This is a genomic window from Brevibacillus sp. 1238 (assembly GCF_029892995.1).
Classification (GTDB): domain Bacteria; phylum Bacillota; class Bacilli; order Brevibacillales; family Brevibacillaceae; genus Brevibacillus; species Brevibacillus parabrevis.
In genome coordinates this window covers 238,816-252,562 of record NZ_JARXWC010000006.1, presented here as the reverse complement: position 1 = coordinate 252,562, position 13,747 = coordinate 238,816, and the positions used below count along the sequence as shown (strand labels likewise).

Below are 13,747 nucleotides of genomic sequence, written 5' to 3'. Positions count from 1 at the left end.
GATAGCACCTCTTTTTCCTTTTGTGGAAAAGCTCTCCCCTTCATCATACCATAACGATCGGCGGACAAGTCCGGGGATTTGCTTTGCTCACTGCCGGAAGCCTTCGACGAATTGCTGAATGTACTGCACCGACTGGACATTCAAGAAGCGATCTTCAATCAGCAGCGGCAAAAAACGCGCCTGCCTTTTCAAATAGGCACCGACGATGCTGGTGCAGACAATCAGCTCGGGCTTGGCCGCCAGCACTTCATCCAGGGATGAGGGGTACTCCATCGTGCCGACCAAAAGCTCCAGATGAGTCATCCCGGCATTCATAATCGACTGGCGGAAATTGTGCGCCCCCTCCCAGGTCGTGCCTCCGATTCCGACCAGGCTTCCGGGCGGCAATTGCTGAAGCTCGCGGATCGACTGGAGATTGGAATCCAGGAGGCAGCCGATGACGATCGGCACGTTGTCTCCTTCCAGACGATCCAGCCATTTTTGCACTTCTTCTATATGCAAAAACGTCGTGACGACGAGATCGTAGTAGCCGTTCACGATGCTTGTGGCAAACTGGTCCAAGTCTTTGATCAGGCATGGCTTCACCGTGTAGCCTGTCGCTTTTTCCAGCTCGACTGCGTACTCCTGCACTTGCACGACATTGCACTCGGCAAACAGGATCGCTGGCTTCGTCCTTTCCTCCCGCTTGAAGCTGGCCGGATGTCCCGGCTTTCCTGAAACGGGCGGTGAAACAGCGGCATCCTTCTGCTGCTCTCGCGAAGAAATGCCACTCGCAACGGGCATTCCGCTTTTTCTCGGGAGCGGGTCCGCAACCACTGCTTCGCCATCGTTTCCAATCGTGACGTAGCCCTCTGCTTTCAGCGCCTCGTACGCCTTTTGCACGGTATCCTGATTCAGCCGCAAAAAGCCGGATAGCGCACGGACTGTTGGCAATGTTTCGCGTGGCTGATAAATTCGTTGTTCCATCAAACTTTTTAGTTGCTCTTTCAATTGAACAGAGACAGAGATCGAGGATGAATCATGGACAGGCATCTGCATCAAATCACCCCAAGGAAACGGTATCGCAGTAATATTCTGTCATCTTACAATAGGTCAATCGGACAAAGCAAGTGCCAGATGCAGGGCAGCTTCGCATCTGGCACTTCTTTTTGAGATCAGGCTTTTGTTACGGCTTTTGTGGAAATTCGCCTTCCAGACAAATGATATAGTGAACACCCAAAAACGGCTGTCGATTGTTGTGCGGCATTCCTTCACCCGCAACTGAAATCGCGGCTTGGCTGAAAGGAGTCTGCTCCGAAGCGTTCGGCGCTCCATAGGCAAAGACACGTCCTCTGCCTTCCGTGTTCGCCCAGATCATCCCGTCCGGATTGTTCGTCGTCGGCTTTTCCGCTGCATTGGGAATGTGCGTATGCGCAGGCATCTCCTGAATCGTCAGTCCGACCTCGCTGCTCCCGCCCTGCTCGCCAATCGTGCGCGGCGTCAAATCCGGCGCTGCTCCATGGTGCATAGGTGCCGCCCCTTGCAAATTAGGCAGAGCAAAGGTGTTTATGCCATCTCCGCCAAATCTCGTGCCCAGGATGGCGTACAGAGCGGTATTCTGCCGAATTTGCATTAAGGCTCCATCGCAAAAAGCCCAGCCTCTTGGAGCGAACTTTCCTGTAAAAATGCGAATTTCCCCGTAATAGGCTTCCATTCGTTTTCCTCCTCTATCAATCGCGGCTCGGATATACTCCTTGGGTGGCAATGCAGTAATTGAACACCTGATACGGCTGCATGTTATAGTGCGGCTGGCCCCCGCCCGTTGTGAGCAGAGCATCCTGGCGCATCGTCGCATTAGGCTGGGCAGCAAATGCCTGATAATCCGTCTTGGCCCATACGTTCGCAGCTGCTTTTTCCGTTACGCCCGTTGTCACAAGAGGCTTGGCCACGTGCTGATGCTGCGGCATTTCGCGAACCGTCAGAGCATGGACCTCCTCACCGCCAGCTTGTCCATACCCCACGCCATTTCCGACATGCACAGGCACTCTGCCCCGCAAATCCGGCAAGGCAAACGTCGTTTTTCCGTCCCCTCCGTAGGTTGTTCCGATAATGGAGTACAGCGCCTGATTTTGGTTGATCGGCAAAATCTGCCCATCGCACAGCGCCCATCCTCTCATCGGAAAAGGAAAAGCAAAGGCGCGAATTTCGCCGACATACGGTTCTGACATGATCGTCAACCTCCAGTGGTTAATAGTTTCCTTATGATTGCGGTGGATAATAGCCTTGCGTGGCAATAATGAAGCTGATTACGGTAAACGGCATCATGTTGGAATGCGGCTGGTTTCCGCCCTCAAATGTTACAGAGCCTGGGCTCATCTGGATTGCGGCGGGATTTTGCGAGAATTGCACGATTCGTTTTGCCCATACGTGCTGGCCCGGCTCGATTTCTGTGCCTTCTGCTGACGACACGTTGACCGTGTGGGTGTGGATCGGCAATTGGTTTGTCTGCAGGTGTACCGTCTCTGTTCCCCCTTTTGCCCCGATAGAAAAGGTTGTTTGCGTACGCGGATTTTTTCCCTGATGGACGGGAACCCGCCCACGCAAATCAGGAAGGCCAAACGTAGTCATGCCATCGCCGCCATAGGTCGTCCCAATCAGGTTGAACAATGCATCATTTTCCGCGATGCTGAGCAATTGACCGTTGCAAAAGGCCCAGCCTACTGGCGCAAATTCTCCGGCAAACATTCTGATTTCTCCCAAAATTGATTCCATCTTTGTCGCTGCCTCCTTGATTGCTTGTGGCGGATCAGAAAAAGCGCACATCCTATTGCGAAAGGGCCAGCTAAATCATCCAGCTGGCACCTCTCTCCTGTTGCTTGCTACTGCCTGACCTCTACTGTGATTTTGGCTGTCTTGCCTTTGTAGGTGACCGTAATCGCAGTTCTTCCGGCTTGTTTGGCGACCACATTTCCGTCGACTACTTCCGCAATCTCGGGGTCCTCGACCGCCCATTCCACTTCTTCTGCAATGAGATCTGTATAGCTTTTGCTGTATGTTCCGATCAAAGTAATCGGCTTTTCCTGACCTTCTTTCAGACGCACATACGAAGGAGCAGCCTCCAAGCGAACCGGGATTTTCTCCTCTACAACCATGAGGCGAACCCGGAATTTGCTCTTGTCCACTTTTCCGGAAATTACCGCGGTACCAGTCGCTTTGGCGATCAGCTTGCCTTCTTCTGTTACCTCCACGACTTCAGGATCGGAGGATATCCAGTTTGCCTGCTCGGTAATATCTTCGGTCTCGTCACCGTCCAGCATGACAAGCTCCAGCTGCCGCTCCTCGTCTACTTCCAGCACGCCTTCGCTGCGAGTCAGCAGCTTGATTCTGGCGTCTGTACCGCTTGCAATCGTAACGGGGATGTGCAGCTCTTGCCCTTCATACGAAACCGTGATTATGTCTTTGCCCGTTTTGCTGCCTGCCTGAATCTCGCCCGCTGTCACCGTGACAAGATCGTTTTCGGTGGAATACTCTACCGCTTCATCCGTGGTGATGTCGACCTTTTTAGCGCCATCCACTTTGAAGATTTGGAAGCTTTGCCGCTCTTTGGGCTTCAGGCGAAATGCTTTTTGTGATGCCTGCAAAACGTCAGAAACAGTTGCCTTGACGGTTACGTCCGCCGTTGCGGTATAGCCGCCGTCTGCCGTTGTGACGGTGATGCGCGCGGTACCAGGTGCTACGGCCACGACCTTGCCTTGCTCATTCACTTCCGCTACGGCACGATCGCTGCTCTCCCACTTGACCCGCTTGTCAGTCGCATTTTCCGGCTGAATCACGGCCTTCAGTGCGTGCGTCTCGCCAGCTTTTAGCACCAACTGGCGAACGTCCAGCTCTACACCCGTTACCTTGACCGCGCTTGGCGGCTGATAGACAGACAGCCTGATCTGCGCTTCCAGCTCGGTCGTGTTATGCGCTTCGTCGCGCAGTTGCAGCAGCACCTTTTTCATGCCATTGCCATACGCGAGCCGCCAAGACGTGCTTGCAGCGACCTGTTGCCAATCGCTCCAGCCCTCGTTTTCATTGGCAAAACGCATTTCTACCGTTCCTAGCGAGTCCGTGGCGGTTACATTCAGCGTCACGTAGACGGAGCTGGATGTTTGCGCGCCGCTGTTGATGGCAAACGTGCCTTGCGGAGCAGTCTTGTCAATCGTAAAGGCAATGCGTGTGACATGGCTCGCGGCATCCGTGACGACAAGCTCATGCTCGCCTTCACTGCTTACGGTCGTTCCGCTGGTAAACGGCTGACCGTCGAGGGTTGCCGTCCCTTCGTTGAACGTAATCTGCACATCGTCTTTGTAGCTTTTGCCGTTCTCCACGCCCGAAACGACAGGCGCTTCCATATCAAGCTCGATATTGGCGGAGACGTCGGCTACATTGCCCGCCTTGTCACGCATCTGCATGTGGACGGTTTTTTGCCCGTCGTTAGCAGAAAGCATCCACGTCTGTGTCGGAACCGCATCGTTCCAGGCGCTCCACGCATTACTTTCGTTGGCGAAGCGAACCTGGACAGGTCCATTGGCATCAGTAGCGGTGACAGTCAGATTGACCGTTTGATCCTGCGTCACGCTGGCCCCTCCATTAATGCTGAGCGACCCTGACGGCAAGGTTGTGTCCAACGTAATTTCATCTTGCATGTTCGCGATGTAACCCGATTTGTGCAGCAATTTCACATAGACGGTTTTGACACCGTCACCGACTGGCAATTGCCACGCTTTTGTTAGTGCAAAAGGTTCTGGCACGCTCCAGGTAGTACCGTCCATCGAGAAAGACATGCTTGTGTCAGCCGCACTTTTGCTTGTTGTCACGTGCAAGGTCACGTCTCGCGAGGTGGTGAACCGCGCATCTTCATTGATCGAGAAGGCGCCAAACAGCGGCGTCTTGTCGATGGAGAAGACGACGGTCGTCTTGTTTCCGGCTTCGTCTGTCACGACAAGCGTGTAGTTTCCTTGCTCCGTGACAGTCGCGCCGCTCGCGAATGGCGCGCCGTTCAGCGTAGCTGTTCCTTCCGAGAAAGTAATCAGCCTGTCTGAGTTGTACACGCCCTCATCGTCAACGCCTGTTACGACAGGAGCAGTCGCATCGAGAGTAATTGACTTTTGCAGGTCAAGCACGTTGCCAGCACGATCGCGTATTTGCAAAAATACCGTCTTCGCGCCATCCCCGTCTGACAAAGTCCACGATTTTGTCTCCTGTACCGCTTCCCATCCAGACCAATCGCCGCTGCCTGTCGGAGAAAAGCGCATTTGCAACTGATCGTCGGCATCGGCGTATTGCAGCTTCAGTGCCACCTGCTTCGCGTTTGTCGCACTCGCGCCGTCATTGATCGTGAAGCTTCCGGTCGGAGCCGTCTGGTCGACGATGACGGTCGCTTCCAATGTTGCGGTATTCCCTGCTGCATCCGTTATGTTTGCCGTGACTCGCTTCTCTCCGTCTCCGGGAGCAAGCGTCCATGTCTTCGTGCTTGCGTACGGCTCTGGCAAACTCCAGTTGGCCCCGTCATTGGAGTAGACAGTGGTCATGGAAGTCAAATCCGTCACGTTCAACTGCAAGCTGACTTGCGATTGATTCGTGTGAGTGTCGCCATTGCCGATCGTCATCGTTCCTTGCGGCTTCGTCTGATCCACGGTAAAAGACAGCGTTGTGACATTGCCCGCCTCGTCTGTGACGACAAGCGTGTAAGCCCCGTCTTGGGAGATCGTATCCCCGCCGCTGAAAGGCTGGCCGTTCAGCAAAGCTGTTCCTTCCGAAAACTGAACCGTAACAGCCTGCTTGGAAATCTGGTTCGCCGCAACTCCTGTCACGACTGGCGGAACCGTGTCCAGCAAAATGCTCGCTGATTTGCTCGTTTCATGCCCGGCCTGATCGCGGAATTTGGCGTAGACGGTTTTGGTGCCGTCGCCATTCGTGAGCGTCCAGGACATTTCCGGTTGCACCGGCTGCCAGCCGTCCGCGAACACGCCGTCAGTGTTGGACAGGCTCACCTCTACCGGCCCGTTAGCGTCTGTCGCTTCGAACAACAGCTTCACTGCTGCCGTGGAAGTCGCCGTATTGCCCGCATTCGTGCCTTTAATGGACATGGTGGCTACCGGAGGAACCGTATCCAGCATGATGCTGTCAGAATATTGCTGCTCATGCCCTTCGCCATCCTTGAGCTTCATGTACACGGTCTTGTTTCCGTCTCCAGCAGCCAGTTGCCATGCTTTGGTGGCGGCAAGCTGCTCCCAAGTAGACCAAGTCGTTCCGTCATTGGAAAAGCTCATCTGGATTTGTCCACTTCCCGCGCCGTCTGTCCCCGTGATCGTCAGTGCAACGTCCCGTGTCGTCGTGAACGTCTTGCCGTTTTCGATCACAAGCGTTCCCGTCGGAGGAGTTGTGTCCAGAAAAAAGCGAATGGTCGTCGTATTGCCGGCCATATCTGTCACGACCAATGTATGGTCGCCATCTGCCGTTACCGTTCCGCCGCCGACAAATACAGCGCCGTCCAATGTCGCTGTTCCTTCGTTGAATGTGATTGTCACTGCTTGCGAGTAGGAGCCGTTATTGCTCACTCCAGATACCACAGGAGGTGTCGTATCCAGCGTGATATTGGCGCTCGCGGAAATTTGGTTGTGAGCCTCGTCGCGCGCCTGCATATAGACGGTCTTCGCTCCGTCGCCCGCAGTCAGCGCCCAGTTATAGGAGGTAGCCGCACTGTAAGGCTTCCAGTCCTCCGTCCACTGATCGGACGCATTGGAAAAACGCACCTCTAACGGCTTGCCCGTATCGGGGTCGACAACGGTTGCCTGCAGATTAACCTGACTGGAACCGGTGACCAGCATTCCGCCATTGATTTTCAGCTCGGCAGAGGTAGGCGGCTCCTGCACATCCTCGATTTGAATGGTAAAAGCTTTGGTGAATGAGCCTCCCGACGGATCGCTTACCTTGATCGAGACGGAATAGCTGCTTTTCGCTTCGTAGTCAAACGATTGCGTTGTGTACAAATTGTTGTCAACCAGCTTGAAGGCGCTTTGATCGCCCCCTGCGAGCTCGAAGGTCAAATTCCCTTGGTCTTCGCTGTCAGGGTCTGTCGCGCTCAATGTTCCGACCAGCGTGTTCGGTGGCAGATTTTCTTTTACGGATTGTTTGCTGAGTGAAATGTCTGTCGGTGGGGAGTTATCGACATACTTGATTTCGAGTCTGGGAAGCAAAGGTGAGTTGTTGGAAGCTTTGTCGTAAAAAAGGACTTGTACTTGCGCATTTGGGATAGGCGGAGCGGTTTGAGCACCCTTTAGCACAAAGCTCGCCACTTTGTCGTTCGATTGGAGCTTGATGTAATCAGTCACATCAAAAGACACCCAGCTGTCCTTTTGCAAACTCGAGCCGGACGCGGGAGCTTTTCCAAGGGCAGTGCCGGTAGCAGGCAAGGTCATGTCCAACTGCGACCAGGAGTCATTGTCCACTCCATACAGGTCGAGAAAAGGCTCGCCCCCTGTCCTGTCCACTTTGGTCAGGTAAAGCTTCAATTGGGCAGATTCGATCTTTCGGCCAAAGTCCACCTTGTCTGGCCCCAAATGAAACTTCATTGCAGCATTCGCAGGTCCAAAAGCAGCGTCATACCCGACAAATACACGATTGTTTCCTCCTAGGCCATCTGCTTCCCCGTACGGATACGCACCCATAGGATCTACAAAAAAATCTTCATCGACAACGATTTGAAACGGATCTTCTACCTTGGCTACGGCAACACGCTCAGGCAACACCATCGGCTGCACCAGCGAAAAAACCAACAACATGGACAACAGCCTTGAAAGCATCTTTTTCATATCGGCCTCTCCATTCCTCCTTTCGCAAATAGTAAAAATGGCTCATTCCCTCGTCTTCTGCTGACTTTCTTCCGTCATGGATAACCCAAGAAATGGCAAGTAAATTCTACCAAAATTTGCTTGAAAAAGAACCTTACTAAAGTTAGCTTTTTTTCGACAAAAAACCGCTGTCCCTCTGTCAGCAGCAGAGAAACAACGGTTCGCCAAGCAAAAAAACTTTTGCAGGAGCAGATTTGACGCCAAAAATTACTTTCGCTGCCGATATCCCGTCAAAAAGGACAGCATCACATGAACGGCTGTTTTGACTGTCGCCTCCGTCCGGTCTTTGTACGGGTCGAGACATACGATGTCCATGGCTTTGACCTTCGGGTGCAAGCCTGCCTCATAGACGGCGTCAAACAGCTCGTCGCTCCGCATACCCCCGGGAGTAGAAGCAGGGACGCCCGGCCCGTAGCCGATGTCGAGCACATCCATATCGACGGTCAAATAAATCGTATCGACTTGTGCCGCCAGCCGTTCGAGCGCTTCCTGCACAGTTTGGGCAACGCCTTTTTGCCGCGCCTGGCGCAGCGTCGTATAGCGCACGCCTGCCTCATCCGCGTAAGCCTTGAGCGACCGGGCATTGAAAAAGCCGTGCAAACCGATGTTGTGAACGTCCTCGGCCTGGATCGTCTTGCTTTCGATCAAATTGCGAATCGGCGTGCCGTTCGAAGGTCCGTTATCCGTCAGGTCGCGCAAGTCAAAATGGGTGTCCAGCTGCAAAATGCCTACCCGCTCGTCCGTGTGAACGTCCTTGTAGCCTTTGATCAGCATGGCCGTAATCGAGTGATCGCCGCCCATCATCACGGGCAAAAGCTGAGGATGGTTCGTGCGCATGTGCGCCATGGCTTCGCGAATGTTGCGGTGGCACTGGGCGATGTCGGTAACATGCTGCCTGACGTCGCCCAGATCGACCACGCGAAGCGATTGCAGGTCGACATCGTAATCGAGGTTGTACGTCGTAAAATATTTCCACGCCCGCCGCATCGCATCCGGATTTTCGCTGGCGGCCGATGCCGAGATGGACGAACGGGAAAGCGGCACTCCGAGCAGCGCTACATCGTAGTCGCTCCAATCAGTGTTGCCCGCCGTTGCCACCTCTAGCGTCTTGATCCATTCGCTCACTTTTGGCTCGGCTGGCGCGGCACTCCTGTCCCAGGCAAAGCTGGGCGGTTTAAGCAGCGGGTACGGGTATGCCGTCATACGAGCCGCCCTCCCGCCACGACTACTGCTCCGTTTTTGATTACCGTATCCACATGGTTCACACCGTAACGGTATTGCAGCGTCATGAAGTCAGGCACAGCAAAAATGGTAACATCGGCTTTTTTTCCGGCCTCGATGCTGCCGACCTCGTGGGCGCAACGGATCGCGTGTGCCGCATTGATCGTCGCCGCCGTCAGCACTTCTGCCGGGGTCATGCCCATTTTCAGGCAGCCGAGGTTCATGATGAGCGGCATCGAGACAGTAGGCGAGGAGCCGGGATTGCAGTCGGTCGAGATCGCGACTGCCACGCCACGGTCAATCATTTTACGGCCGTTTGCGGACTCCGCCATGAGGAAAAAGGCCGTTCCCGGCAGCAGTACCGCGATGACGCCTGCTTCCGCCATTCGCTCGATGCCCGCATCTGACGCCCGCAACAAATGATCGGCGGACACCGCTCCCAGAGACGCCGCCAATTCGGCTCCCTCGTACGGCTCGATCTCATCGGCGTGAATTTTCGGCAAAAGGCCGTGCTCCCGGCCCGCTTCGAGAATGCGCCGCGACTGCTCGGGAGTGAACACGCCGCGCTCGCAAAACACATCGTTGAAGACGGCCAGCTTGCGGCGCGCTACTTCGGGAATCATCTGCTCGATGACGAGATCGACAAACGCATCCGGCGTTTCCTTGTACTCGCGCGGTACCGCATGTGCGCCCATGAAGGTGCTCACGAGGTCGACCGGGTGGGTTTCGTGCAGCTTTTGCGCTACTTCCAACTGCTTGATCTCGTCTTCCAAAGTAAGGCCGTAACCGCTTTTCGCTTCGACCGTCGTCACTCCGTGCAGCAAAAACTGGTCGAGCCGCCGCTTGCTCTGCTCATACAGCTCGTCGTGCGTCGCCTGTCGCGTCGCAGCCGTCGTGGCGTGGATTCCGCCGCCGTTGTTCATGATTTCCATATAAGTAGCGCCAGAGAGCCGCATGTTGAACTCGTTTTGTCGCGTGCCTGCGTGCACCAGATGTGTGTGTGGGTCAATCAGGCCAGGCGTAACCAGCTTGCCTGTGGCGTCAATGACATCTGCTTCGTGGGCGCGTTCGCGGAACCACTCAGCCAGTTCTTCATCTGTGCCGACGCGTTCGATTACACCGTTTTCCAGCCAGACGCTGCCATTTTCGATGATGGACAGCTCGTTCATTCTGGCACCTGTCACCGGAGAGTGAGAGCCGCCAGCCAGCGTGGCAAGCTGGCTGGCATGGCGAATCCATACTGGTTTGTTCATCGCTTTTACTCCTTCAACATCGGGATGTGGACGCCTTTTTCCTTGGCGGTCTGAATCGCCAGCTCGTAGCCTGCATCCGCATGGCGGACGATGCCCATTCCCGGGTCGCTGGTCAGGACGCGCTCCAGGCGACGCGCCGCTTCCGGCGTGCCGTCTGCCACGATGACCATACCTGCGTGCAAGGAGTACCCCATCCCGACGCCGCCGCCGTGATGCACCGACACCCAGCTTGCGCCGCCTACCGCATTGATCATCGCGTTCAGGATCGGCCAGTCGGAAACAGCGTCACTGCCGTCTTTCATCGCTTCCGTCTCGCGGTTTGGCGAAGCGACAGAGCCAGAGTCGAGGTGATCGCGGCCAATGACGATCGGCGCTTTCAGCTCGCCGCGCGCCACCATCTCGTTAATGATTTGGCCAAAACGCGCCCGCTCGCCATACCCCAGCCAGCAAATGCGGGAAGGAAGTCCCTGGAACTGAATCCGCTCCTGCGCCATGCGAATCCAGTTGCACAGATGCGTATTATAGGAAAACTCGCGCAGAATGACTTCGTCCGTCTTGTAAATATCTTCAGGATCGCCGGACAGCGCTACCCAGCGAAACGGGCCTTTGCCCTCGCAAAATTGCGGGCGGATGTAAGCCGGCACAAAGCCAGGGAAGCGGAATGCGTCCTCGACACCCTCGTTTTTCGCTACTTGTCTGATGTTGTTGCCGTAGTCAAACGTAACGGCACCCTTCTCCTGCAAAGCCAGCATGGCGCGGACGTGGTTGGCGATGCTCGCTTTGGAACGTCGCTCGTATTCTTTCGGATCGCGCGTGCGCAGCTCTGCGGCCGCTTCCAGGCTCATGCCCTCCGGAATGTAGCCGTTGAGCGGGTCATGCGAAGAAGTCTGGTCCGTCAAAACGTCCGGTATAAAGCCGCGGTCAAGCATCGCATTCAGCACTTCCGGCGCATTGCCCAAAAGTCCGATCGAAATGCCTTTTTTCTCCCGCTTGGCTTCCTCCGCCATTTTGATCGCTTCATCGAGGCTGTCTGTCATCACATCCAGGTAGCGTGTATCCAGTCTGCGCTGGATGCGTGTCGGGTCGACCTCGATGTTGATGCTCACGCCGCCATTGAGCGATACGGCCAGAGGTTGTGCGCCGCCCATGCCGCCGAGACCAGCAGTAACCGTGATCGTGCCAGCGAGTGTACCTGCAAAATGCTGGCGAGCCAGCTCCGCAAACGTCTCGTACGTTCCCTGGACGATCCCTTGGCTGCCGATGTAAATCCAGCTACCTGCTGTCATCTGTCCGTACATCATCAAGCCCTTTTTGTCCAGCTCGTGGAAGTGTTCCCAGTTGGCCCAGGCCGGAACGAGGTTGGAGTTTGCCAAAAGCACGCGCGGCGCGTCCGTGTGGGACTTGAACACCGCCACTGGCTTCCCGGACTGGATCAGCAGTGTCTCGTCACTCTCCAACGTTTGCAATGTTTTGACAATGGCATCGAAACATTCCCAGTTGCGCGCCGCTTTCCCGATCCCGCCATACACGACCAAATCTTCCGTACGCTCCGCCACGTCGGGATTCAAATTGTTCAAAAGCATGCGCAGCGCCGCTTCCTGAATCCACCCTTTTGTATGCAGTTCAGTGCCCGAGTAAGCCTGAATCAATTGCTCAATGGATTGTGTCGTTGTCATCCTGCTTCCACCTGCTTTTCCTTAGAGTGTGTATCTCTTAGCTATATTGTAAAAGCCGGAAAACAGACAAAAAAGGCACCGTGCTTTCGATTTGGTGCCTCTTCTTTCGATTGAATCAAGGGAAGCAGATTGAATTTTCTAAAAAACTCTCTTTTCTTTCGATTTCTATCTTTTCTTTTGATTTCGTAACAAACGTGGGGTTGTACCCGTCTTTTCCTTAAAAATTTTACTAAAGTAATTGGCATTGACGAACCCGCTGCGCTCGGCCACCTCCTGGACGGACAACGCCGTTTCCAGCAGCAGGCGCTGCGCTTCCTTCACCCGCATCGCCGTGAGAATTTGCCGGAAGGAGCTGCCTTGCTTCTGCGCAAACAGTGTGCTGAAATAAGCCGGGCTGCGGTCGACATGCCGGGCCACATCTTCCAGGCGCAAAGCCGGATCGGTGTAACGCCCCTCCATGTAGCGCAGCGCTTGCTCGATCACATCCGCTTTGATCTCGTCGCCCCTGTTGTTGAAAGTATCGAGCAGTTCGTTGATAAAAAGCAGCAGCTCCGTCACGATCCGGTACAAGATCGGGGCGTACAAAATCGTCTCAAACACACGATGGTACGCTTCTTCGAGTAAAGCGCTGTCCAGCCCGTGCGACTTCATGTAGCGCCTGACCTGCGCGAGAATGCTGGTCAGACGAATGCGCAACAGCCCCGGCTCGGGGTACGGCTCGTCCTTGTAAAAAAAATGCGCATACAGCCACTGCTTCAGCTGCTCGCGATTGCCGCTGTGCAGCATGTCGATCCACGTTCGCTGCTCGCCTGGCGTCAGGAACGGGTCGATCATCAGCCAGTTTACGCTGCCTTCTACCATGCTCACTTGCCGATAGCCCTTGAAAAAACGCAAGTGCAGCGCCTGGCTCGCCTGCTCGTATTTTTGCTGCAAGCTCTGCTCGGAATCTTCGGCATCGTGGATGACGAGAAAAAGCGGAGCATCGCTCGACGCCTCCCAGTCCATCAGCAAACGCTTGCCAAATTGGTGCCACTGGGACCAGGACAAGGTAGCGTCTGCCGGAAAAACAGCGGCAATCGCGTCTTTGGTCGGCAACAGCACAGGCTTGTCGCGAAACGGGTAGCCGGAAAAAAAGTCGAGCAGCTCCGAATGTCTGCGGGCATCCTCCAATTGGGCGAGCATGACTTTTTGCTGACCAACTGGCGACGATCCGGGCAAAAACAAGTCGAGATACGAGATTTCCTTGCGCAGCCCCTGGACGCTCCCCGCTCCTGGCTCCAGCCGTTCGTCTCCTGAGCGTTCCTGACAGCAGCGCGTCAAAACGCGGCGGATGTATTCAGGTGTTTGCGGCTTCAGCCACAAGTCCCGCGCGGAAAGCTCGATTCCTTGCATCGCCCGCTCAAAGGTCGCTTCCGAAGTCGTGACCAGCACGATCGGCCGATATTGGGCGACCAAAAGTTTGAAGCGCTCCCAGTGCGCCTTGTCAATCATATCCAGTTCCATGCAGACGACTTGCGGCAGGTGTGCTTCCATCACCTGAAACACTTCCGCCATCGTCCCGGCCGTATGTACGTTGTCATACGGGATGGCGCAGCTTGCGACGAGCCAGCTGATCCCGGCCCGCTCTGTCGCGTCCCTGTCTGCAATCAGTATGCCGGGCATCGTCAGCCCTCCTTTTGCGGCTTGCCAGAAAAATGCGAGAACTTCTCTTGTTGCAAAC

At 55.1% G+C, this 13,747-nt stretch carries 9 protein-coding genes; all 9 read right to left on the bottom strand.

Annotated features, from left to right (window positions below; translation table 11 throughout):
* Positions 1-87: 87 nt before the first annotated feature.
* A complete protein-coding gene (locus M2298_RS16430) occupies positions 88-1,032 on the bottom strand; it encodes a GntR family transcriptional regulator (RefSeq protein ID WP_280648745.1) in 945 nt (314 codons plus the stop codon).
* 133 nt (positions 1,033-1,165) lie between these two features.
* Entirely contained in the window at positions 1,166-1,693 is a 528-nt protein-coding gene (locus M2298_RS16425; protein WP_122963975.1) for a phage tail protein, read from the bottom strand.
* A gap of 16 nt (positions 1,694-1,709) precedes the next feature.
* The gene (locus tag M2298_RS16420; protein WP_280648744.1) at positions 1,710-2,207 is read right to left on the bottom strand and encodes a phage tail protein; all 498 of its coding nucleotides are present in this window, start codon (positions 2,205-2,207) and stop codon (positions 1,710-1,712) included.
* Positions 2,208-2,238: 31 nt separating this feature from the next.
* Positions 2,239-2,751, bottom strand: a complete 513-nt coding sequence (locus M2298_RS16415) for a phage tail protein (RefSeq protein ID WP_122963973.1) — start codon at positions 2,749-2,751, stop codon at positions 2,239-2,241.
* Positions 2,752-2,858: 107 nt separating this feature from the next.
* On the bottom strand, positions 2,859-7,838 hold the full coding sequence (locus M2298_RS16410) for an Ig-like domain-containing protein (protein WP_280648743.1): 4,980 nt from the start codon (positions 7,836-7,838) through the stop codon (positions 2,859-2,861).
* A 246-nt stretch (positions 7,839-8,084) separates the two neighbouring features.
* Entirely contained in the window at positions 8,085-9,080 is a 996-nt protein-coding gene (locus M2298_RS16405; protein ID WP_280648742.1) for an agmatinase family protein, read from the bottom strand.
* Positions 9,077-10,351, bottom strand: coding sequence for an imidazolonepropionase (gene hutI / locus M2298_RS16400; RefSeq protein ID WP_122963970.1), 1,275 nt, complete (start codon positions 10,349-10,351; stop codon positions 9,077-9,079). The genes M2298_RS16405 and hutI overlap by 4 nt, the downstream gene beginning before the upstream one ends.
* Before the next feature lie 5 nt (positions 10,352-10,356).
* The gene (gene hutU / locus M2298_RS16395; RefSeq protein WP_173599122.1) at positions 10,357-12,027 is read right to left on the bottom strand and encodes a urocanate hydratase; all 1,671 of its coding nucleotides are present in this window, start codon (positions 12,025-12,027) and stop codon (positions 10,357-10,359) included.
* Between the two features lie 165 nt (positions 12,028-12,192).
* Complete coding sequence (locus M2298_RS16390) at positions 12,193-13,689, bottom strand: helix-turn-helix domain-containing protein (RefSeq protein WP_280648741.1); 1,497 nt, start codon at positions 13,687-13,689, stop codon at positions 12,193-12,195.
* Positions 13,690-13,747: the final 58 nt, after the last annotated feature.

Excerpts from the sequence above, each read along its gene's own strand:
- M2298_RS16410 (WP_280648743.1), bottom strand. The coding sequence starts at position 7,838 with ATGAAAAAGATGCTTTCAAGGCTGTTGTCCATGTTGTTGGTTTTTTCG.
- M2298_RS16425 (WP_122963975.1), bottom strand. The coding sequence starts at position 1,693 with ATGGAAGCCTATTACGGGGAAATTCGCATTTTTACAGGAAAGTTCGCT.
- M2298_RS16415 (WP_122963973.1), bottom strand. The coding sequence starts at position 2,751 with ATGGAATCAATTTTGGGAGAAATCAGAATGTTTGCCGGAGAATTTGCG.
- M2298_RS16390 (WP_280648741.1), bottom strand. The coding sequence starts at position 13,689 with ATGCCCGGCATACTGATTGCAGACAGGGACGCGACAGAGCGGGCCGGG.
- M2298_RS16430 (WP_280648745.1), bottom strand. The coding sequence starts at position 1,032 with ATGCCTGTCCATGATTCATCCTCGATCTCTGTCTCTGTTCAATTGAAA.
- M2298_RS16420 (WP_280648744.1), bottom strand. The coding sequence starts at position 2,207 with ATGTCAGAACCGTATGTCGGCGAAATTCGCGCCTTTGCTTTTCCTTTT.
- hutU (WP_173599122.1), bottom strand. The coding sequence starts at position 12,027 with ATGACAACGACACAATCCATTGAGCAATTGATTCAGGCTTACTCGGGC.
- M2298_RS16405 (WP_280648742.1), bottom strand. The coding sequence starts at position 9,080 with ATGACGGCATACCCGTACCCGCTGCTTAAACCGCCCAGCTTTGCCTGG.
- hutI (WP_122963970.1), bottom strand. The coding sequence starts at position 10,351 with ATGAACAAACCAGTATGGATTCGCCATGCCAGCCAGCTTGCCACGCTG.